The following is a 19,634-nucleotide window of genomic DNA, read 5'->3' on the forward strand; positions in this document are numbered from 1 at the left end:
GGCGAGGCATGGCGGCCGGGATCCCTCAGCCTGACGGGCGATGTGGCCGCAGCCGGTCGAGCAGACCGGTCACCAGCGCGCCGGTCGCGCCCGCGGCGGCGGTGCCGTAGACGTGGTAGTCCGGCCTGATCAGCACGGACGCCGCGCCCCGGTCACGCAGGTAGTCCAGGTACCCGCCGTCCTCCCGGTCGCCGGGTCCGAGATGGACGACGGTGGCGCCGAGCGCCGACAATGCGGCGCGCTGAGTCGCGCTGACGGCGTCCGGCTCCTCGGTGGTGAGCAGCAGGAAACCCGACGCGATCAGGTCGTCGAACCGGCCGGTGACGAGCACGTCGCCGCCGCCCGGCTGGAGGAATCCGGTGGCCAGCGGTGTCGCTTCGGGTGGTGACGTCCGGCGGCCACCGCCATTGGCCCGGATCGCCGCGTCGCGGTCGGCGGCGGCGGCCGGGTCGGTCACGCAGATGACCCTGCCGAGTTTGACCGAGGCGAGGACGGCCGCCTTGGTGTGGCCCCGCCGCTCAAGCGTGTAGGTGTCGAGCAGCCGCTCGTCGGCCCGGCCGCCGAGCACCAGGTCCAGTTTCCACGCCAGGTTGCTGACGTCACGGATGCCGGAGCACATGCCCTGACCGGCGAACGGCGGCATCAGATGGGCAGCGTCCCCGGCGAGAAGAACCCGGCCCTGCCGCCACTGCTGGGCCCATCGGGCATGAGATCGGTACACCCCGCTTCGCAGCAGCTCCGCCGTCCGCGGTGTGACGCCGTGCGGCGCCAGCAGCCGCCACGCCGTCTCGGCGTTGTCCATTTCCGCCGCGGACTCCCCCGGCAGGCACATGAACTCCCAGCGCCTCCGGTCACGTCCGCTGCCCACCAGCGTGGTGGGCCGGGCCGGGTCGCACAGCTGCAGGTTGGTCGGGACGAATTCGCGGGGCTCGTGCAGTCTGACGTCGCACAGCAGCCACTCGAAGGAGAACCCCAGATCGGTCATCGGCACGGCGGCCAGTTCGCGGACGACGCTGTTCGCCCCGTCGCAGCCGACCAGCCAGCCTGCTCGGAAGGTGTGGGTGGCACCGCTTTCGTCCTCGGCGGTCGCGGTGACGCCGTCGTCCGTCTGGCTGATGCCGACGACGGACAGGCCTCGCCGGACTTCGACCCCGGGTTCGGCCGCCAGCGCGGCGCCGAGCAGCCGCTCCAGCGCGGGCTGATGCATCGTGTTCGCGTCCGGCCACCCGTACCGGCCGGCGTCGCTGAAGGAAATGTCCAGCAGAACCTGCCCATCGGCGCCGCGCCACTGGTAGCCGGTCGCGGGCACCGCTATTCCGGGCAGACCGGCGCCGACCCCGGCCGCCGCCAGCAGCCGGGCGGTCTCCCCGTCGAAGCTGGTGGCCCGGGGCAGCCCGAAGACCTCGCGATGCCGCTCGAGCACGATCACCCGGTGGCCCCGGCGGGCCAGCAGGCTCGCCAGCACGGCACCACTCGGACCGCAGCCGACCACCAGGACGTCGGCGCGAGAGGTCAAGAAAGCCATGTCTCGCGACCATACGCAGCCGGGCAGGCGCCACCATCGCTCGCACTGACAGTGCGGGCGGGGAACCGCATCCGGCACCGGCGACCACTGTCAACGCGAGGGATCCGCGGCGGCGGGCCCCGCACCTAGCGTTGCCCTGCACACCGTCACGACGGCCTGGTTTGTGCCGGCGCCCATGATCGCGGCCGCTCCGTCGGCCTCGTTCGTCGAGCTGCATTGGAGATCACCGTTGCGGGGGCATGACCACTACGTCCGCCAGATCCTCGGCAGGCTCGACGCCGACCCTGCCGCCATTCCCGTCTGGCTCGGAGACGAACCCTTCTCGGCCGAGCGGCTCGCCAGAGCGGTCCGCACGACCGCGGCGTCGCTGCGTTCGGCCGGTGTCGGCCCCGGCACCTCGGTCGCCGTCCTGACCAGCCCCAACACGCCGTCCACCCTGGTCTACCGGTACGCGGTGAACCTACTCGGCGCGACGGCGGTCCACATTCGCGGAATCAACGCCGCCGATCCCAGGGACGAGCTGGGTCCTCGCGTCCAGGCCGAGATTCTCGCCGGCCTCCGGCCGAGCGTGCTGGCGGTCGACCAGGACAACCTCGACCGGGCGCGCGGGTTGCGCGCCGCGGCCGGATCGGCGTGCGCCCTCGCCGCCCCTGGTCCGTCCGGACCGGACGTGCTGGACATGACCCGGTCCCCGGAGACACCGTTCGACGACTCGACGGCCGAAGAGGCGGAGACCGCCGTGGTGACCTTCACCAGCGGCTCGTCGGGGCGGCCGAAGGGCATCAGCTGGCCGTTCGCCGTCAAGAACGAAATGGCCGCCGCCGGCTCCCGGCCCGCGGTCTGCCTGATCACCGGGTCGCTGACCCACTCCAGCGGTTTCTCCGCCGATGACGCGATCATCGCCGGGGGCGGCGTCGTGCTGCACCACGGGTTCGACGCCGAGACGGTGCTCCGTGCCGTCGAACGGCACCGCGTCACCCGGCTCGTCCTCGCTTCTCCGCAGGTCTACGCCCTCACCGAGCACCGCGCGTTCGACGACTACGACCTCTCCAGCCTGCGTGAGGTGTTCTACACCGGGAGCCCGGCCGCGCCGGAACGGCTGGCGGCCGCCGCCAAATCACTGGGCCCGGTGCTGTTCCAGGTCTACGGGACGAGCGAGACCGGCATGATCAGCCTGCTCACCCCACAGGATCACCTCGACCCCGACCTGCGCCGCACGGTCGGCAGGCCACCGGCGAACGTCCGGGTCACCGTCCGTGATCCGCAGAACCACGACCGGGTCCTCCCGCCGGGTGTCGCCGGCGAGATCTGCTCGTCCGGGCGCTGGGCGATGAGCCACTACTGGAACGACCCGGCGCAGACCGCGCGGACGGTGCGCGACGGTTGGGTGCGCACCGGCGATATCGGACGGCTCGACGAGTCGGGATACCTGACTCTCGAGGGGCGGCTCGACGGCGTCCTGAAGGGTGAAGGCGTCCGCGTCTACCCGGAGGCGGTCGAGCGCGTGCTCCTCGAACACGCCACCGTGGCACAGGCCGCGGTGTTCGGGATCGAGGACGAGGACCGGCTGGCGCTGGTCCACGCGGTGGTCACCCCGGCCTCCGGCTGCACGCCGCGACCGGCCGATCTGCGGGCGGAGGTGGCGGCCGCGCTCGGTGACCGCCACGCTCCGGTGGATATCGAGGTCAGACCCGAATTGCCCCTGCTGGGTTCGGCGAAGCCGGATCGGAACCTGCTCCGGGAGCAGGCGCTGGGGGCGCGGTTCTGGCAGTCGTCGCTGGCCGGTGTCGACGGTGATTCCCTGCTCCGGGACAGGCTCGGCCGTCGTGGCGACGACACGGCCGGGGGACCGGCGCCCGTCCGGCGGATCCCGGAGTTCCCGGCCGCGGAGAACACGCTGCTCGGAGCCTGGGCGGTACTGCTGCACCTGCTGGGTGCCGGCTCTCCGGTGCTCTTCGGAACCGGGCCCCGGCCGCTGCTGGTGGCCGTCTCGCCGGGCGACGAGATCGGCACCGTCCTGGACCGGGCCGGGGACGCCGTGACCGCTTCGGGCGGGCACGCCGAGCTCGGACCGCGGGGGCACGCCCTGCTCGACGCCGCGGCGGACACGTCGTTCGACACCGCTGTCACCTTCTCCCCTGCCGAGCCGCCCCGGCCCCGCACCGCCGAACTCAGGGTCGGCCGCGACGCGGGCGAACTCGTCCTGACCCTGGTCACCGACCCGCGGCTCATCGGCGCGGAAGCCGCGGAGCGTCTGCTCGACATGGTCGTACGCCTGCTCCGTGAGTTCCGCGAGGCGCCCGGCCGACCGGTCGGCAGGCTGGACCTTCTCGACCCGGACACCCGCCACCAGGTGCTCCGGAAGTGGAACGCGGTCCGGAACCCGCCGCCCGCCGCGACGCTGGGCAGGCTGTGGCAGCGCGCCGTCGACGAGCACGCCGGGCGACCGGCGGTGGACTCCGGCGGCACCGTGACCTCGTACGCCGAACTCGACCGCCGTGCCGGACGGCTCGCGGCCGCCCTCGCCGAGGCGGGGGCGGCACCCGGCCGGATGGTGGCCCTCGTGCTGCCACGATCGCTGGACCTGATCACCGCACTCTTGGCGACGGTCCGGATCGGCGCGGCGTTCGTCCCCGTCGATCCCGGCTATCCGCGGGAGCGGATCGCGGCCATGCTGGAAGACTGCGACCCGCTCGTCGTCTGCACCTCGGCGTCGGCCGACCTCCCGCTGACCCGTCCCTGGCCGCGCGTCCTCGTCGAGGATCCGGGGATCGGCGAACGGACGGACGGATTTCCGCGAGTCACCCCGAGACTGACCGATCCGGCGTACGTCATCTACACCTCCGGCACGACAGGTCGTCCGAAGGGCGTCACGGTCACCCACACCGGGCTGGCGAACCTCGCCGCGACCAAGCGTGAAGGGCTGGGACTGGACAGCTCCTCACGGTTGCTGCAATTCGCCTCGCCGAGCTTCGACGCGTTCGTCGCCGAACTGATGGGCGCGTTCACCGCGGGGGCGACGATCGTGGTGCCGCCGCCGGGGCCGCTCGCCGGGGAACCGCTGGCCGCGGCCCTGCTCGAGCGACGGATCACCCACGCCATTCTCCCGCCGGTGGCACTGTCCAGCATCGACCCCGTTGCCGTGCCCGCGCTCCGCGGCTTGATCAGCGCCGGCGAGGAATGCCCCGCCGAACTGGCCGCGCGGTGGTCCGGGAACCGCCGGATGGTGAACGCCTACGGGCCGACGGAGGTCACCGTCTGCGCCACTCAGAGCGAACCGCTCACGGGTGGCGGCCGCCCCCCGATCGGGCGCCCCGTCGCCGGTGCCCGCGTCTACGTCCTCGGTCCCGGGCTGCGGCCGGTGCCACCCGGATTCCGCGGCGAGCTCTACGTCGCGGGGCACGGTGTCGCCCACGGTTACCTCAACCGGCCCGCGTTGACGGCCGAACGCTTCGTGGCCGACCCGTTCGGCCCGCCCGGCAGCCGGATGTACCGCACCGGCGACATCGCCTCCTGGCACGGCGACGGCGACCTGGACTTCCACGGCCGCGCCGACGACCAGGTCAAACTCCGTGGCTTCCGGATCGAACCCCGCGAGGTCGCGGCGGTACTCGAAGAACTGCCCACGGTCGCCCGCGCGGTGGCGGGCCTGCGCGAGGACGGCGACGGCCGCGTCCGGCTGGTCGCCTGGATCGTGGCCGCGGAGGGGGAAGCGCCCGGCCGCGAGCAACTCCGCGAGCACGCCGCACACCGATTGCCGGACCATATGGTGCCGACCGGGTACGTCGTCGTCGAGGCCCTTCCCGTGACGCCGAACGGCAAGCTCGACCTTGCCGCGCTGCCCGCGGTCGCCGAGCAGGAGAGTTCCGCGACGGCACAGCCCGCCCTGCGGACCCCGGCGGAACACGCGCTGGCCGCCATCTTCGAGGAGCTGCTCGGCGTCACCGACGCCGGTGCCGACTCCGACTTCTTCGCACTCGGTGGCGACAGCATGCTGGCGATCTCGCTGATCCGGCGCGCTCGCGAAGCGGGGCTGGCCGTCTCCCCCAAGGAGATCATCGGGAACCCCACGATCGGTGCCCTCGCCGCGATGGCCACCTCGCTGTCGTCCTCGACCGCCAAGACTCCTCACGTGGAAGGCCGCCGATGATCCGCCCCGTAGTCAACCCCGAGCTCCTCGATTCGCTCGACCTCGCCGACCCGGTGCTGCACGCCGAGAACGAACTCTCCGAGGTTTGGCGCCGTCTCCGCGAAGACCGGCCCCACTACTGGCATCCGGCGAAGGACGACCGCCCCGGCTTCTGGGTCTTCAGCCGCTACTCCGACACGATGGCGATCTACCGCGACAAGGAGCACTTCACCACCGAGGGCGGCAACATGCTGTCGACCCTGCTCACCGGCGGGGACTCCGCGTCCGGCTCGATGCTCGCGATGACCGACGGCGACAAGCACACCCAGCTGCGCAACGTGCTGAACGCGGCCTTCGCCCCCCGCAGGCTCAAGTCGATCCGCGAGGCGATCCGGCGGACGATCGACGACCTCATCAAGGCGGCGATCGACAAGGGCGAATGCGATTTCGTCCACGACATCTCCGCGAACATCCCGCTGGGTGCCATCTGCGGGCTGATGGACGTGCCGGAGGCCGACCGCCGTTATCTGCTCGGACTCACCTCGCAGGCGTTCAGCTCCGACTACGCGGACGCCCCGCCGGAGGAGAGCTGGCAGGCGAAGAGCGAGATTCTGCTCTACTTCGCCGACCTGGCACAGACCCGGCGCGGCAGCGACTCCGACGACGTGGTCAGCCTGCTGGCCAACTGCCACGTCGGCGGTCAGCCGCTGAGCGACGCCGACCTGATGTCCAACTGCTACGGGCTGATCATCGGCGGCGACGAGACCGGCCGCCATGCCATCTCCGGCGGCATCCAGGCGCTGATCGAGCAGCCGGACCAGTGGCGCGCCCTCAAAGAGGGCACCGTCGGCCTAGACACCGCCGCCAACGAGGTCCTGCGCTGGACCGTTCCCGCGTTGCACAGCGGGCGCAAGGTCACCGGCGACACCACGGTCAACGGGCAGCCGGTCAAAAAGGGCGACATCGTCACCGTCTGGATCTCCTCGGCCAACCGCGATCCCGAGGTCTTCGCCGACCCGGACCGCCTCCTGCTCGATCGCAAGCCGAACAAGCACCTCACCTTCGCCTTCGGCTCGCATATCTGCCTGGGGCACACGCTGGCGCGCATCGAGGTGGAGGAGGTGCTCGACGCGCTGCGCACGCTCGTGTCGTCCGCCGAACAGACCGGGCCGGAGCGGTGGATCTACTCCAACGTCCTGAACGGCATGAGCTACCTGCCGGTCAAGCTGACACCCGAGACGACGTGAACCGCGTCGCCATCGTCACCGGATCGGCAAGGGGCATCGGTGCCGCGGTGGCCGGACGGCTGCTCGAGGAGGGCATCGATGTCGCCGTCCTCGACATCGACCCGCCTGCCGCGGAACGCGCGGTCGCCACCCTCGACCGGGCGGGCGGCCGCGCGACGGCCGTCGCGGTCGACGTGAGCGACCCCGACTCGGTCCGCAAGGCGGTCGACGAGGTCGCCGACCGGCTCGGGCCGCCCGGCATCCTGGTCAACAACGCCGGTGTCACCAGGGACAGCCTGGTTTTCTCGCTCTCGCCCGCCGACTGGGACCTGGTCATCAACGTGAACCTGCGCGGCACGTTCCTGATGACGCAAGCGGTCACCGAACATATGGCCAAACTCGGCTGGGGCCGCGTGGTGAACCTGTCGAGCATCGCCGCGGTCGGCAACGCCGGGCAGGCCAACTACTCGGCGGCGAAGGCCGGGATCGAGGGCCTGACCAAGACGCTGGCCATGGAACTCGGTCCGCTGAACGTCACCGTCAACGCCGTGGCGCCCGGCTACGTGGCCACCGAGATGACCGCGGCACTGGCCGCGAAGACCGGCCATACGGCCGAGGAGCACCAGGCGCGGGTCGCCGCGACGATTCCGCTGCGCCGGGTCGGTCATCCGAACGACATCGCCCACCTGGTCGCCTTCCTGGTGAGCGACCACGCGTCGTTCGTGTCCGGCCAGATCATCCACGTCGCCGGTGGGCCGGTCTGCTGACCAGCGTGCCCGCCTCGCATCCGGAAGGAACTCCTCCTGTGAAAACCGTGCTCCTGCTCAACGGGCCCAATCTCGGGATACTCGGAGACCGCGAACCGGAGATCTACGGCTACGACACCCTCGACGACATCGCGAAATTCGTCGCCGACGAAGTGGCCGAGGCCGGCTGGCAGGTCGTCCCGGTTCAGGACGACCACGAAGGCGGCCTGGTCCAGGCGGTGCACGCGCACCGCAAGTCGACCATCGGCGCGATCGTCAACCCCGGCGCGCTCATGATGGCCGGGTGGAGCCTGCGCGACGCGCTCGCCGCCTATCCCGCACCGTGGATCGAGGTGCATCTGAGCAACGTCTGGGCTCGTGAGAGCTTCCGCCACGAATCGATACTGGCCCCACTGGCCAGCGGAGTCGTCGTGGGTCTCGGCGCGTTCGGCTACCGCCTGGCCGCCAGGGCGCTGCTGCAGCTGTGCGGCCCCGAATGAACCACCAGGTCGTCACCAGCGGTCCGGAGCACTCACGACAGGACACCAGGGAGACACCCACGATGCCGGAGACATCGGCGCGATTCCAGACGTGGCTGCGCCGCTTCAGCCCGCCAGGCGAAGCGACGTCCACCCTGGTCTGCCTTCCCCACGCGGGCGGATCGGCCAGTTTCTTCTTCGCGCTCGCTCGAGCGCTGGCCCCGGAGATCGACGTACTGGCGGTTCAGTACCCGGGGCGGCAGGACCGCCGTCACGAGCCGAATATCGACAACCTCCCGGAACTGGCCGACCGGATCGTCGACGCGGTGCGACTCGTGGACGATCGGCCGTTGGCCCTCTTCGGGCACAGTATGGGCACGCTGCTGGCGTACGAGGTCGCCCTGCGGCTCGCCGCCGCCGGGTCGCCGACGCCGACCCACCTGTTCGCCTCGGGGCGCCGGGCGCCGTCCCGGCATCGGAACGACCGGTTGCACCTGTCCTCGGACGACGACCTGCTCGCCCACATCCGGCGACTCGGCGGTCCCGGTTCGGCGATGCTCGACGACCCGGAGATCCGGGCCATGGTCCTTCCCCTCCTCCGCAACGACTACCACGCGGTGGAGACCTACCGGCACGATCCGTCCGCCGTCCTCGACTGCCCGATCACCGTGCTCACCGGCGATCGCGACGCGCTGGTGACCATGGACGAGGCACACGCGTGGGCCCGGCACACGACCGGCCCCACCGAGGTCGTGACGCTGCCCGGCGGTCACTTTTACCTGGCCGACCGGACCGAGGAGGTCGTAGCGCTCCTTCGACGGCGACTCTCGGCCATCACCGTGGACAAGACGCCGTAGCGGTCGAGTCCCGTCCGCTACGTCCTGGCCGCCGCGACCAGCTCCGCGACCGAATAGGCGAGCCCCATCGCCTGCCTGGCGTTCAGGCGTGGATCACAAGCGGTCTCGTACCGGTTCGGCAGATCCTCTTCCGTGACGGCCGGGACACGACTGAGACACTCCGTGACGTCATCGCCCGTCACCTCCACGTGGATGCCGCCGGGATGGGTGCCCAGCTGCCGGTGCACCTCGAAGAACCCGGTGATCTCGTCGACCATCCGATGAAGCCGGCGCGTCTTGTAGCCGTTCGCCGACAGGTAGGTGTTGCCGTGCATGGGGTCGCACTGCCAGATCACCTGGGACCCGGAGGCGGTGACTTTCTCCACGATCGGGGGCAGGACGTCACGGACCCTGCTGTGCCCCATCCGGCTGACCAGGGTGACTCGCCCCGGCTCACCGTGCGGGTCGAGCCGTCGCACGTATTCGACCGCCTGCTCGGGGGTCGTCGACGGACCGATCTTGACGCCGATGGGGTTGGACAACAGTTCCGCGAACGCGAGATGGGCGCCGTCGAGCCCGCGGGTGCGCTCGCCGATCCACAGGAAGTGCCCTAGTCCGCTCGACACCCGAGGCTCCGGCCCGCTGATGTCGGCCCACAGCTGCGACCGTTCGTAGTCCAGCAGGAGTGCCTCATGGCTGACGTAGGTTTCGCCGCCGTCCGTGCCGCCTCGACGGAATTCACGGACAAGACCCATGGTTTCGACGGCGCAGGCGTGGGCTCGCAGCATCCGCTCGGGAGCGGGTGTCCTGGCCACGAGCGTGGATTCGGCCGAGTTGATCATGTCGCCGCGGTAGACGGGCAGCCCCAGGGCGTCGACGGTTTGGGAGCGAGGCTTGGCATACTGCCCGGCCATTCGAGCGATCTTGACGACGGGCAATCCGGCACGGCCGGCGAGCACCGCGGCCATCCGGTCCAGGGTCCGGAGATTGCCGCGCTGATGCGCTTCGGTGTTTCCGGCGAAAGTCTCCGCACAGTCGCCTCCCTGCAGCAAGAACGCCTCGCCCCTGGCAACCGCGGCGAGCCGTCCCGCCAGCCGCGCGGTCTCGTCCGGCAGGACGATCGGCCCCGCCCGGCTCAGCGCGGCCACCGCGTCTCGTGCCCGGCGCGGATCGGGCCACACCGGTTGCTGCGCCGCGGGCTTCCGCAACGCCGCCTCCAGCCGTCCGGCGAGAAAGCCTTCCAGCGGGGGAAAGTGCGTCATCGGCGAGCCCCACCGGACGAACCGACGAGGTCGGCCACGGGAGTTCGCGGCATCCGGGCCAGCTCGCTCGCGACCAGATCCGGGGGGACGTCACTCACCAGCGCCGCACCCTCTGGCCCGTCCAGGACGAAGGTGAATCCCCGGACCGCCTTCTTGTCGTATCGCATCAACCGCATCAGGGTGGCGGTATCGGCCTCGGCCGGCAGCGCGTCGGGGAGTCCGTAATGCCGGACGACGTCGCGATGCTCCGCCACCCGGGTCTGCCCGATCCGGCCGAGAGCACCGGCGAGGCGTCCCGCGAAGACCGTTCCGATGGCCACCGCCTCACCGTGGCGCACGGCGTAGTCCGTGGCTCTCTCCACCGCATGGCCCAGCGTGTGGCCGTAGTTGAGCAGGTGCCGCGGTCCGGTGTCCCGCTCATCCGCCTCCACGATGCGGGCCTTGAGTGTCACGCTGGCGGTGATCTGTTCGACCAGGGTGAGCCCCCGCAGATCCGGTGCGCCGATAAAATGGCAGCGGGCGATTTCGCCGAGGCCGCTCAGCATCTCCCGCCGCGGCAGCGTCGCCAGGTAGTCGGTGTCGCAGAGCACCGCGCTCGGCTGCCAATACGTACCGGCCAGGTTCTTGCCGTCGGGCAGGTTCACCGCCGTCTTCCCGCCGACGCTGGCGTCCACCTGTGCCAGCAGGGACGTCGGCAGATGGATCACCGGTACGCCCCGGTGGTACAGCGCGGCCGCCAGCCCGACCACGTCGGTGGTGGTGCCGCCGCCGCACGAGACGACCACGTCGGACCTGGTCAGGCCGAACCGTGCGAACTCACCGCACAAGGCCTCCACCGTGCCGAGGGTCTTGTCATGCTCACCGTCGCGCGCGGGCAGCACCAGACTGGGTACCCCGGTGTCGGGCAACGACTTCCGTGGTCGAGCGGACACGACGACGGCCCGCTCGGCGCCCAGCCGCCTGATGACCTCGGCGAGCGCCGTCCGCACGCCGGGGCCGATGATCACGTCATACGAATGGTCCCTCAGACGCAGAGAAACCGTGGTCATGTCATCCCCTTAGGCCGCCGCGTAACGGGTTCCGCCCACCGCCTGATCAGTTTTGCCGCAGCCGCTCCGCGCAACCATCACCAACGTGAATAGTTCGGCCGGGCGGTGTCACACAAGCCGGCGGCTACCTCGAAAATGAACCCTCGGAGCACTGATCAGAACCAGAGCGGCCCGGCTGTCCGAAGAAGCTCGACTTCCCCATGGCGGCAACAAAACCTGGGTACTGCCGAACGCGATGCCGGGGGCGGTCGAAGACCGTCGACTGTCCTGCTTTCGCAGGTCGGAAGCATGCTGGTGGTGGGCCGCCTGGGGCTCGAACCCAGAACCTACGGATTAAAAGTCCGCAGCTCTACCAATTGAGCTAACGGCCCGTGCGGCTGAGTCTAGTAGACCGCCGCCGACCACCAGGATGGCGGGGCCGCCGCCGGAGCGCCACGGAATTGTCGGGGGTCTCTGCCAAGGTCGGGGGCATGGACACGATCCCTGACGAGAACTACTCGGCCACGTGGGAGGGCGAGCGTTCGGAGCCTCCGCGGGTGGCGAGTGAGCGCGAGATCTTGACGTCCACGCTCGACTGGCATCGTCGTACGTTCGAGCTGAAGTGCCAGGGTCTGACGCCGGAGCAGCTGGCTCTGCGGGCGATAGAGCCGTCGGGGTTGTCGCTGCACGGGCTGCTCAGGCACCTCACGGGCACCGAGCGCTGGTGGTTCCGCCTGCAGTTCGCGGGTGAGGACGTCCCGATGCTCTATTACTCCGACGAGTGGCCGGAGCAGGACTTCGAGGACACGGGTGGCGACGTCGAGGCCGCGTGGGCGGCTTGGCGTGAGGAGTGTGCGCGGTCGCGGGAGATCGTGGCGGCCGCTTCGCTCGAGGACACGGGCAAGAGCCGCCGTGACGGGGAGCCGTTCTCGCTGCGGTGGCTGCTGACGCATCACATCGCCGAGTACGCGCGCCACGCCGGGCACGCGGACCTGCTGCGCGAGCGCATCGACGGGAGGACGGGCCACTGAGACCTTGAAATGCGATGCTGGGGCGATGAACGCCGATCCCGACTCCGGCCTCTTGTCCCCGGTCCGCGCCGGCACGCCCGCCGAGGCGGCGACGGGTGATCTCGCCTGGGTGCGGGCCCTTCTGGACACGGAGGCGGCGCTCGCCAGGGCGCAGGCCAGCACGGGGCTGATTCCGCAGGCCGCCGCGGAGGCGATCACCAAGGCTGCCGCGTCGGTCGAGATCGACGTGGTCGCGTTGGCGAGGGCGGCTCGTGAGACGGCGAACCCGGTCGTGGGGCTGATCAAGGAGCTGACCGAGGCGGCCGGGACGGAGTACGTGCATCGCGGCTCCACCAGCCAGGACATCTTCGACACCGCGATGATGCTGGTCGCCGCGCGGACCCGGGCGCTCATCACCGCGGATCTCGAGACGACGGCGAACGCGCTGGCGGATCTCGCCCGCGCGCATCGCGACACGATCATGGCCGGGCGCACTCTCACCGCCCACGCGGTCCCGACCACGTTCGGGCTCAAGGCGGCGGGCTGGCGTCAGCTGACCCTCGACGCGCTCGACAGGCTGAACCGCGTCGTCCTGCCGGTCTCGCTCGGGGGCGCGGCGGGCACGAGAGCCGCGTACGCCGAGTACGCGCGGCTCGTCGAGCTGCCCGACGGCTATCCGCAGCGGCTTCAGACGGCGTTCGCCGAGGAGACCGGCCTCGCCGAGACCACGCTTCCCTGGCACACCCTCCGCACCCCGACCGCCGACCTCGCGGCCGCTCTCTCGTTCACCGCCGCCGCGCTCGGGAAGATCGCGATCGACGTCCAGTTCCTGACGCGCACCGAGGTCGGGGAGGTCACCGAACCCGCGGGCGAGGGCCGTGGCGGTTCGTCGGCGATGCCGCACAAACGCAATCCGGTGCTCGCGACGCTGATCCGTTCGGCCGCGTTGCAGGTCCCGGTGCTGGCCACCGGCGTCACCCAGGCCCTGCTCTCCGAGGACGAACGGTCCGCGGGCGCGTGGCACGCCGAGTGGCAGTTGCTGCGCGAGTGCCTGCGCCTGACCGGCGGCGCCGCGCATACGGCGGCCGAGCTCGCCCGCGGGCTGGTCGTCAACGACGAACGCATGCGCGAGAACCTCGGCTTCACGCACGGCCAGATCGTTTCCGAGCGGCTTTCGACCGTGCTCGCCCCGCTGCTCGGCAAGGCGCGGGCCAAGGAGGTCCTCGGTCAAGCGTCCAAGCTCGCGTTGGAGCAGGACCGGGCTCTCGGCGACGTACTTTCCGACCTGCCGGAGATAACCGGAGTGCTCTCCGCGGAATCCCTCGCCGACCTGCTGGATCCCGCGAACTACACCGGTTCGGCCGGGGTGCTCACGGACGCCGCGCTGGAGGCCCGCGAAGAAAATCCGCGAACTCCTTGAACCGGTCCCGCGAGGGCTCCGTGTAGGGGGTACAAGCTCACCGCGCCAAGCCGCGGAACCCCTACGAACAAGGAGAAATCCCATGCTTCGCAAGCGTTTCGTCGTCGCAGCGGCGTCCGCGGCCGTGGGCCTGGTGGCGCTGTCGGCCTGCTCCGACGGCACCGAGACGGCGGCGCCCGCGGTCGCTCCCGCCGCCGCGGTGGCCGGGGCAGGCGGGAACGCCCCGGCGGCCAAGGGCGAGACCAAGGTGGCCGTGGCCGAAGCCGGGAACCTCGGCCAGGTGCTCGTCGACAAGGACGGGTTCACGTTGTACCGCTTCGACAAGGACAGTGCGAAGCCGCCGAAGTCCACTTGCGACGGTGACTGCGCGAAGGCATGGCCACCGGTGCTCGCCGAGGGCGAGGTCCAGATCGAAGGCGTGGATCAGGCTTTGGTCGGCGAGCTGACCCGCGCCGACGGCCGCAAGCAGGTGACCGTCGGTGGCTGGGCGCTTTACCGCTACGCCAAGGACGCCAAGGCGGGCGAGGCCAAGGGGCAGGGCGTCGGAAGCACCTGGTACGCCGCGAACGTCAAGGGCGGCAAGGCGGGCCAGGCGGCGAAGGAGGCCGAGGCGGCTCCGGCCGAGAAGAAGGCGGAGCAGAACGCGGACGGCGCCACGAAGCTGGTCGCGAGCAACGTCGACGGCATCGGACCGGCCATTGTGGACCAGGAGGGTTTCACCCTCTACATGTTCACCAAGGACAAGAAGAACAAGCAGCCGACCTGCAACGGTGACTGCGCGAAGGCCTGGCCGCCGGTGCTCGCCGAGGGCGACGTCCAGCTCGAAGGCATCGACCAGAAGCTGCTCGGCACGGTGAAGCGCGCGGACGGCACCACGCAGGTCACCGTCGGCGGATGGGCCGTCTACCGCTACGCCAAGGACGCGAACGCCGGCGAGGCGAACGGTCACGGCGTCGGCGGCACCTGGTTCGTCATCGAGCCCGCGGGCTGCAAGAGCACCGCGCCGGTGAAGAACAAGGCGGCACAGAGCGGGAACGCCTCCGAGAAGAAGGAAGACGCTCCCGCCCAGTCCGGTTACTGAGACCTAGTGGGCGAGGCCCGGTGGCCGCTCTTCACGAGCGGCGGCCGGGCCTTTCTCATGCTTCGGCCGTCGCGGATCGTCGTGGACGGGCTGGACGACGGTGGCGCTGTCCGCCCGGTCCGTCACCACTGTTTCGTCCTCGTCCTCCGGCAGCAGCACCTTGTGCCGCGCGGGCAGGAACGCGATCACCAGCCCGAGTGCGGCGAGGCCGAGGTGCAGCCAGTTGTCCGGCCCGTTGAGGTTGAACGGGTTCCCCGCCTGTGACACCGGGTTCGTGGAAACGGTCCCGGCGATCATGAGGCCCCAGACGAACAGCGCCCCGAAGGCGACGAACGTCAGGAAACCGAAGGCCCGGGACCGGCCCGAGCCGAAGGTCAGCAGCAGACCGATCGCGCCCAGCAGGACGAACCCGAGGTTGTAGAGCGGGTTCACCGAGAATCCGAGAACGGTCGCGTCGTGACGACCGGCGAAATCGGCGAACCCGGTCCTGGTGAAGCCCACGATCCCGAACACCAGGAATGCCAGGCTCGCCAGGCCGGCGAGGACCTGGGCGGGTTGGAGTCCCGCCGTTCGGATCCGAGCGCGTTGTGCACGTGCCATTGCTCCGCCTCCCAGCGTTGGCGAACTGAATGGAGCCCGGATACCCCGAGGCCCTCCCGGGCAAACCGAGGCGGCCGAATGGCCTAGCCGTGAACACGAATGGGTGATGCGGGCAAGAACTTGTGTGGGCAAAGCAAGCGGGGTCTTCCTCTTGGTGGGGCTGTGCCTGGGTGCGATCGTCGCGATGACGCTGGTTCCGCCGTCGCGTTCCGGCCCGGCGGCGATCGCGGCGTCGAGGGCCGCGGTGCTGACGATCGAGGCCGAACCGGTGCCGGTCGAATCCCCGCCCCCGTCCTCCTCGGCGGCGCCGGGGCCACCGCCGAAGACCGTCGACATTCAGGCCCTGGCGGACCTCGTCCCCGGCGGGCAGGTGAGCGTGGTCGTCTACGACCGCACGGCGAAGAAAACAGCGGTTTCCCTGAAATCCGAGCGTTCCTACACCTCGGCGTCGCTCGTGAAGCTCCTCATCGCGCTGGAAGCGCTTCAAGCGGGCACACCGGCGAGCACCGTGCAGCGGATGCTCTCGGCCAGCGACGACGACATCGCCAGCAGGCTGTGGTCGGCCCACGGCGGGCCGGTCATCGTCACCCGGTGGGCGGCCAAGATCGGCCTCGGCGGCACGCGTCCGCCCGAGGATCCCGGCCGCTGGGGTGACACCAGGATCACCGCCGCGGATGTCGTGAAGATCTACCGCTACCTGCTGGACCAGGCGGGCGCTGGCACGCGGACGACGATCATGCGCGCGTTGAGCGGCGCGACCGAGAGCGGTTCCGACGGGATCCGGCAGTACTTCGGCATCCCCGACGCCGTCGGCACCCTTCCCTGGTCGATCAAACAGGGCTGGGCGTGCTGCCGCGGTTCCCGGATCCTGCACAGCTCCGGCGTCGTCGGCGAAGAAGACCGCTACCTCGTCGCTGTACTGACTTCCCAACCGACGTCCACCACCTATTCCGGCGCCGGAAAGCGGGTGACCGACGTGGTGAAGGCGCTTCTCCCCGCTATTGACGACCTGTAAACAAGGTGGGACAGTGGTCGTACGCCACTCTTCCGGGAGGTCGTCATGAGCACCGAAACCCGTCTGCCCGCCGTGACCCCGCTCGGCCCGGATTCCGTTGCCTGGCAAGTGACCGGCGACCGGAGGCTACTGCTCGGCGCGGGGACGGCGTTGCTGCTGCAGGTCGCGCATCCGGTGGTCGGCGCGGGCGTCCACGACCATTCGAACTACACCGAAGATCCGTGGGGCCGTCTCGACCGGACCATCGATTCCTTGCTGTGCCAGGTTTTCGGCGGCCGGGAGGCGATCGCGGAGGCCGAGCGGCTCCGCGAGATGCACAAGGCGATCAAGGGCGTCGACCACCACGGCGAGCGCTATCACGCGCTGAACCCCGAGGCCTACTGGTGGGTGCACGGATCGACGTTCTGGACGACCGTCCGCATGCACGAGGTCTTCGTCCATCCCTTGTCCCGCACGGAAAAACACCGTTTCTACGCGGAATGGCGACGGCTGGGCCTGATGCTCGGCCTCCGTGAGCACCACATGCCGGAGGACTTCGAAGGATTCGAGGCCTACTTCGACGACGTCGTCGCGAACCGGCTCGAGGACAACCACACGGTCCGAGAGCTGCTCCGCTCGATCACCATGCGAGACACCCCATCGCCGCCTTGGTGGTTCTTGCCGGAGGCCTTGTGGCGGCCCGTCCGGCCGGCGGGCGGGAACGTGCTGACGCTGTGCGCGATCGGCTTGCTACCTCAGGCTCTTCGCGATCGCTTGAGTCTCAAGTGGACAGACCGCGACGAACGCGGGCTCCAGCGGCTGGGCGCGGTCACGAGAGCGGCCGGTAACCGGGTTCCCGACCGGCTTCGCTTGTACCCCAAGGCTTATCGCGCCAAGCGCGGCTAGCTACTCGACGACGTCGACCAGTGCGCCCTTGGCGCCGGTGTTGGGCAGCGGCCACGGGGTGACCCCGCCGTTGGTGATGATCTTCTTGTCCTGCGGCGCGCACGGCGGCACGGTCCGCGCGCCGATCCACGCCAGCACGTCGGGCACCTGCGCCTTGAAGGTGTTCATGTTGTGCCCGGCGTCCGGGATCCGCCAAGACGACAGCGTCGCGGGCGCGCGGACGGCCGCCTGGATCTGGTCGATCGAGAAGCTCTCGAAGCTTTCCTTGTCCCCCGCGATCGCGAGGATGTCGACGGGCGACGGATGCTTCTGCAGGTTCACCGTGACCGTGTTCGCGTCGGCGATGTCTTGCCTGCCCTTGAACAGGTTCTCCGTCTCCGCGTCCACCGAAGCCTTGTAGTAGCCGCTGACGCTCGCCGCCTGGCCGTACCACTGCGGATGCCGGGTCACGAGGTTCATCGCGCAGTACCCGCCCGAGGACCAGCCCGCCATCGTCCACGCCTTCCGCTGCGGGTTGGCGCCGAGTTTCTCGATCGCCCAGTCGCGGATGTCGGCGGTCAGGTAGGTGTCGTTGGCGGTGCCGTTGACCTCGTCGATGCATTCGGTGTCGTGGCCGACCTTCGGTTTCCCGGTCGGGTCCGGGATGATCACCAGTGTCGGCGGGAGCACGTGCTTCGCGATGGCCGCGTCCAGTTTGGCGGGCAGTTCGTAGGGGCCGGTGACCACTTCCGGGCCGGACGGGTAGTTCGGGATCCATTCGATGACCGGGAATTTGAGCGCCCGGTACGCGGGATCGTAGTACTGGGGCGGAAAGTACACCGAAACGTCGCGCGTGAGGCCGGTGCGTTTGCCGGTCACCGTCATGTGCACGACGGATCCCTTGCCCTCCTTGGCCCGCATCGCCCCGGCGTCCCGCAGTTTGTCGAGGTCCGAACCGTTCTGGCCGGCGACGGCGTCGACGCTCTCCCCCGAATACACGCCGGTGCCGATCAGGGCGCCGACCGTCGGGAAGAACCCGCCGATCATGTTCCCGCCCATCGCGGTGCTGACCACGACGAGCACCACCGCGGCGAGGATCGTGGTGCTGCGGCCGAGGACCTTGCGGCGCCAGCGTTCCCAGAGGAACGGCACGGCGATGATCGCGAGCAGCGCCAGCACCACGACGATGACGAGGTTCAGTGTGGAATCGAGCCGGATGGCACTCAGTCCCAGTCCCATGGCGATCGTGTCCCTCTCCGGCGGCGGCACGCCCCCGCACCGCGCTTCCCACATCTGGATCAAGAGACGTGCGGCCACCGGAAAGTGTTGTCCAGGGTGACGCGTGTCACCCTGGACGAACCGATCAGTCTTCGAGTGCCGTGCGCAGCACCCCGATCGCCTGCGTGATCGCGGCTTCCGCGGCGTGTGTTCCCCGCAGCGTGTTGAGCATGACGAAGTCGTGGACGATGCCCTGGTACCGCACGGCCGTCACCGGAACTCCGGCCTGACGCAGCTTCGCGGCGTACGCCTCGCCTTCGTCGCGCAGGACGTCGGCCTCGCCGGTGATCACCAGCGCGGGCGGCAGGCCCGCCAGCTCGTCGAGGCTCGCGCGCAGCGGCGACGCGGTGATTTCCGCGCGCTGCGCCGGGTCGGTCGTGTACTGGTCCCAGAACCACTTCATGCCTTCGAGGGCAAGGAAGTAACCCTCGGCGAACTGCTTGTACGACTCGGTGTCGAAGTTCGCGTCGGTGACCGGATAGAAGAGCACCTGCTGGCGGAAGGTGACGTCGCCGCGCTGCTTCGCCATGAGGGTGAGCGCGGCGGTCATGTTGCCGCCGACGGAGTCACCGGCGATCGCGATCCGCGTGTTGTCGAGGCCGTTCTCGGCGCCGTGCTCGGCGACCCACTTGGCCACGGCGTAGTTCTGCTCGATGGCGACCGGGTAACGCGCCTCCGGCGAGCGGTCGTACTCGGGGAAGACGACGGCCGCGCCCGCGCCGACGGCGAGCTCGCGGACCAGGCGCTCGTGGGTGTGGAAGTTGCCGAAGACCCAGCCTGCGCCGTGGATGTAGACGATCACGGGCAGCGGACCGGTGACGCCCTCGGGGCGGACGATGCGGACCTCGACGCCGTCGACGTGCGTGGTTTCGACGTCCGCGGCGGGCAGCTCGACGTCACCGCCCTGCACCTCGTCGACGGCCTTGCGGCCCTCTTCCGGCGGCAACTGGAAGAGGAAGGGCGGGTTGGCGGTGGCCTCGACGAAGGCCTGCGCGGCGGGTTCGAGGGCCAGGTTGTGCGGGTTGGCGGTCATTTCTGCCTCCTGGGAGCGAAGTCGATGAGTTGAAGGTAGCCCTCAATTCAGTTGTGCACAACTTAAATGTGCCCAAGGAGATTTAGGCCACTCAAGTGGCGG

16 protein-coding genes and 1 tRNA gene are annotated in these 19,634 nt (G+C 70.0%); 10 read left to right on the forward strand and 7 right to left on the reverse strand.

Annotated features, from left to right (window positions below; genetic code table 11):
- Positions 1–25: 25 nt before the first annotated feature.
- The gene (locus tag DMH03_RS02540; protein ID WP_125790388.1) at positions 26–1,525 is read right to left on the reverse strand and encodes a bifunctional 3-(3-hydroxy-phenyl)propionate/3-hydroxycinnamic acid hydroxylase; all 1,500 of its coding nucleotides are present in this window, start codon (positions 1,523–1,525) and stop codon (positions 26–28) included.
- A 175-nt stretch (positions 1,526–1,700) separates the two neighbouring features.
- Between DMH03_RS02540 and DMH03_RS02545 the strand changes: the two genes are divergently transcribed.
- The 5 genes from DMH03_RS02545 (at position 1,701) to DMH03_RS02565 (ending at position 8,962) form a co-directional block, all read left to right on the forward strand.
- The gene (locus DMH03_RS02545) at positions 1,701–5,675 is read left to right on the forward strand and encodes an amino acid adenylation domain-containing protein (RefSeq protein ID WP_125790389.1); all 3,975 of its coding nucleotides are present in this window, start codon (positions 1,701–1,703) and stop codon (positions 5,673–5,675) included.
- Entirely contained in the window at positions 5,672–6,901 is a 1,230-nt protein-coding gene (locus DMH03_RS02550; protein ID WP_125790390.1) for a cytochrome P450, read from the forward strand. The genes DMH03_RS02545 and DMH03_RS02550 overlap by 4 nt, the downstream gene beginning before the upstream one ends.
- Entirely contained in the window at positions 6,898–7,647 is a 750-nt protein-coding gene (fabG, locus tag DMH03_RS02555; protein WP_125790391.1) for a 3-oxoacyl-ACP reductase FabG, read from the forward strand. The genes DMH03_RS02550 and fabG overlap by 4 nt, the downstream gene beginning before the upstream one ends.
- Before the next feature lie 38 nt (positions 7,648–7,685).
- Positions 7,686–8,126, forward strand: coding sequence for a type II 3-dehydroquinate dehydratase (locus DMH03_RS02560; RefSeq protein WP_125790392.1), 441 nt, complete (start codon positions 7,686–7,688; stop codon positions 8,124–8,126).
- Between the two features lie 62 nt (positions 8,127–8,188).
- A complete protein-coding gene (locus tag DMH03_RS02565) occupies positions 8,189–8,962 on the forward strand; it encodes a thioesterase II family protein (RefSeq protein ID WP_125790393.1) in 774 nt (257 codons plus the stop codon).
- Positions 8,963–8,979: 17 nt separating this feature from the next.
- Here the strand turns inward: DMH03_RS02565 and DMH03_RS02570 are convergent, their stop codons facing one another.
- The 3 genes from DMH03_RS02570 to DMH03_RS02580 form a co-directional block, all read right to left on the reverse strand.
- Entirely contained in the window at positions 8,980–10,203 is a 1,224-nt protein-coding gene (locus DMH03_RS02570; RefSeq protein ID WP_125790394.1) for a 3-deoxy-7-phosphoheptulonate synthase, read from the reverse strand.
- Entirely contained in the window at positions 10,200–11,252 is a 1,053-nt protein-coding gene (locus tag DMH03_RS02575) for a 3-dehydroquinate synthase (RefSeq protein WP_125790395.1), read from the reverse strand. Before DMH03_RS02575 ends, DMH03_RS02570 begins: the two co-directional genes overlap by 4 nt.
- Positions 11,253–11,547: 295 nt before the next feature.
- Positions 11,548–11,623: transfer RNA gene (locus tag DMH03_RS02580), tRNA-Lys, on the reverse strand.
- 99 nt (positions 11,624–11,722) lie between these two features.
- Here DMH03_RS02580 and DMH03_RS02585 point away from each other — a divergent pair.
- The 3 genes from DMH03_RS02585 to DMH03_RS02595 all read left to right on the forward strand — a co-directional run bounded on the left by DMH03_RS02585 (position 11,723) and on the right by DMH03_RS02595 (position 14,742).
- The gene (locus DMH03_RS02585) at positions 11,723–12,262 is read left to right on the forward strand and encodes a DinB family protein (RefSeq protein WP_125790396.1); all 540 of its coding nucleotides are present in this window, start codon (positions 11,723–11,725) and stop codon (positions 12,260–12,262) included.
- 25 nt (positions 12,263–12,287) lie between these two features.
- Positions 12,288–13,661, forward strand: a complete 1,374-nt coding sequence (gene pcaB, locus DMH03_RS02590) for a 3-carboxy-cis,cis-muconate cycloisomerase (RefSeq protein WP_125790397.1) — start codon at positions 12,288–12,290, stop codon at positions 13,659–13,661.
- Between the two features lie 82 nt (positions 13,662–13,743).
- Positions 13,744–14,742 carry a hypothetical protein gene (locus DMH03_RS02595; protein WP_125790398.1) on the forward strand — a complete coding sequence of 333 codons (999 nt, stop codon included), beginning with the start codon at positions 13,744–13,746 and terminating at the stop codon, positions 14,740–14,742.
- A gap of 3 nt (positions 14,743–14,745) precedes the next feature.
- Here DMH03_RS02595 and DMH03_RS02600 read toward each other — a convergent pair whose 3' ends face one another.
- Complete coding sequence (locus DMH03_RS02600; RefSeq protein WP_125790399.1) at positions 14,746–15,342, reverse strand: DUF4383 domain-containing protein; 597 nt, start codon at positions 15,340–15,342, stop codon at positions 14,746–14,748.
- 124 nt (positions 15,343–15,466) lie between these two features.
- Between DMH03_RS02600 and DMH03_RS02605 the strand changes: the two genes are divergently transcribed.
- Positions 15,467–16,357 (forward strand): hypothetical protein, encoded by an 891-nt coding sequence (locus DMH03_RS02605; protein WP_125790400.1) that lies wholly within the window; start codon positions 15,467–15,469, stop codon positions 16,355–16,357.
- 45 nt (positions 16,358–16,402) lie between these two features.
- Positions 16,403–17,242 (forward strand): oxygenase MpaB family protein, encoded by an 840-nt coding sequence (locus tag DMH03_RS02610; RefSeq protein WP_125790401.1) that lies wholly within the window; start codon positions 16,403–16,405, stop codon positions 17,240–17,242.
- On the opposite strand, the gene DMH03_RS02615 is transcribed toward DMH03_RS02610, so the two are convergent.
- Positions 17,243–18,460, reverse strand: coding sequence for an esterase family protein (locus DMH03_RS02615; protein ID WP_125791503.1), 1,218 nt, complete (start codon positions 18,458–18,460; stop codon positions 17,243–17,245).
- 124 nt (positions 18,461–18,584) lie between these two features.
- Positions 18,585–19,532 (reverse strand): alpha/beta hydrolase, encoded by a 948-nt coding sequence (locus tag DMH03_RS02620; RefSeq protein ID WP_125790402.1) that lies wholly within the window; start codon positions 19,530–19,532, stop codon positions 18,585–18,587.
- Between the last annotated feature and the right edge of the window lie 102 nt (positions 19,533–19,634).

Origin of the sequence: Amycolatopsis sp. WAC 01376, from assembly GCF_003947415.1 — a bacterium.
GTDB lineage: Bacteria > Actinomycetota > Actinomycetes > Mycobacteriales > Pseudonocardiaceae > Amycolatopsis.

Excerpts from the sequence above, each read along its gene's own strand:
- DMH03_RS02540 (WP_125790388.1), bottom strand. The coding sequence starts at position 1,525 with ATGGCTTTCTTGACCTCTCGCGCCGACGTCCTGGTGGTCGGCTGCGGT.
- DMH03_RS02545 (WP_125790389.1), top strand. The coding sequence starts at position 1,701 with ATGATCGCGGCCGCTCCGTCGGCCTCGTTCGTCGAGCTGCATTGGAGA.
- DMH03_RS02550 (WP_125790390.1), top strand. The coding sequence starts at position 5,672 with ATGATCCGCCCCGTAGTCAACCCCGAGCTCCTCGATTCGCTCGACCTC.
- DMH03_RS02565 (WP_125790393.1), top strand. The coding sequence starts at position 8,189 with ATGCCGGAGACATCGGCGCGATTCCAGACGTGGCTGCGCCGCTTCAGC.
- DMH03_RS02570 (WP_125790394.1), bottom strand. The coding sequence starts at position 10,203 with ATGACGCACTTTCCCCCGCTGGAAGGCTTTCTCGCCGGACGGCTGGAG.
- DMH03_RS02575 (WP_125790395.1), bottom strand. The coding sequence starts at position 11,252 with ATGACCACGGTTTCTCTGCGTCTGAGGGACCATTCGTATGACGTGATC.
- DMH03_RS02585 (WP_125790396.1), top strand. The coding sequence starts at position 11,723 with ATGGACACGATCCCTGACGAGAACTACTCGGCCACGTGGGAGGGCGAG.
- pcaB (WP_125790397.1), top strand. The coding sequence starts at position 12,288 with ATGAACGCCGATCCCGACTCCGGCCTCTTGTCCCCGGTCCGCGCCGGC.
- DMH03_RS02595 (WP_125790398.1), top strand. The coding sequence starts at position 13,744 with ATGCTTCGCAAGCGTTTCGTCGTCGCAGCGGCGTCCGCGGCCGTGGGC.
- DMH03_RS02600 (WP_125790399.1), bottom strand. The coding sequence starts at position 15,342 with ATGGCACGTGCACAACGCGCTCGGATCCGAACGGCGGGACTCCAACCC.
- DMH03_RS02610 (WP_125790401.1), top strand. The coding sequence starts at position 16,403 with ATGAGCACCGAAACCCGTCTGCCCGCCGTGACCCCGCTCGGCCCGGAT.
- DMH03_RS02615 (WP_125791503.1), bottom strand. The coding sequence starts at position 18,460 with ATGGGACTGGGACTGAGTGCCATCCGGCTCGATTCCACACTGAACCTC.
- DMH03_RS02620 (WP_125790402.1), bottom strand. The coding sequence starts at position 19,532 with ATGACCGCCAACCCGCACAACCTGGCCCTCGAACCCGCCGCGCAGGCC.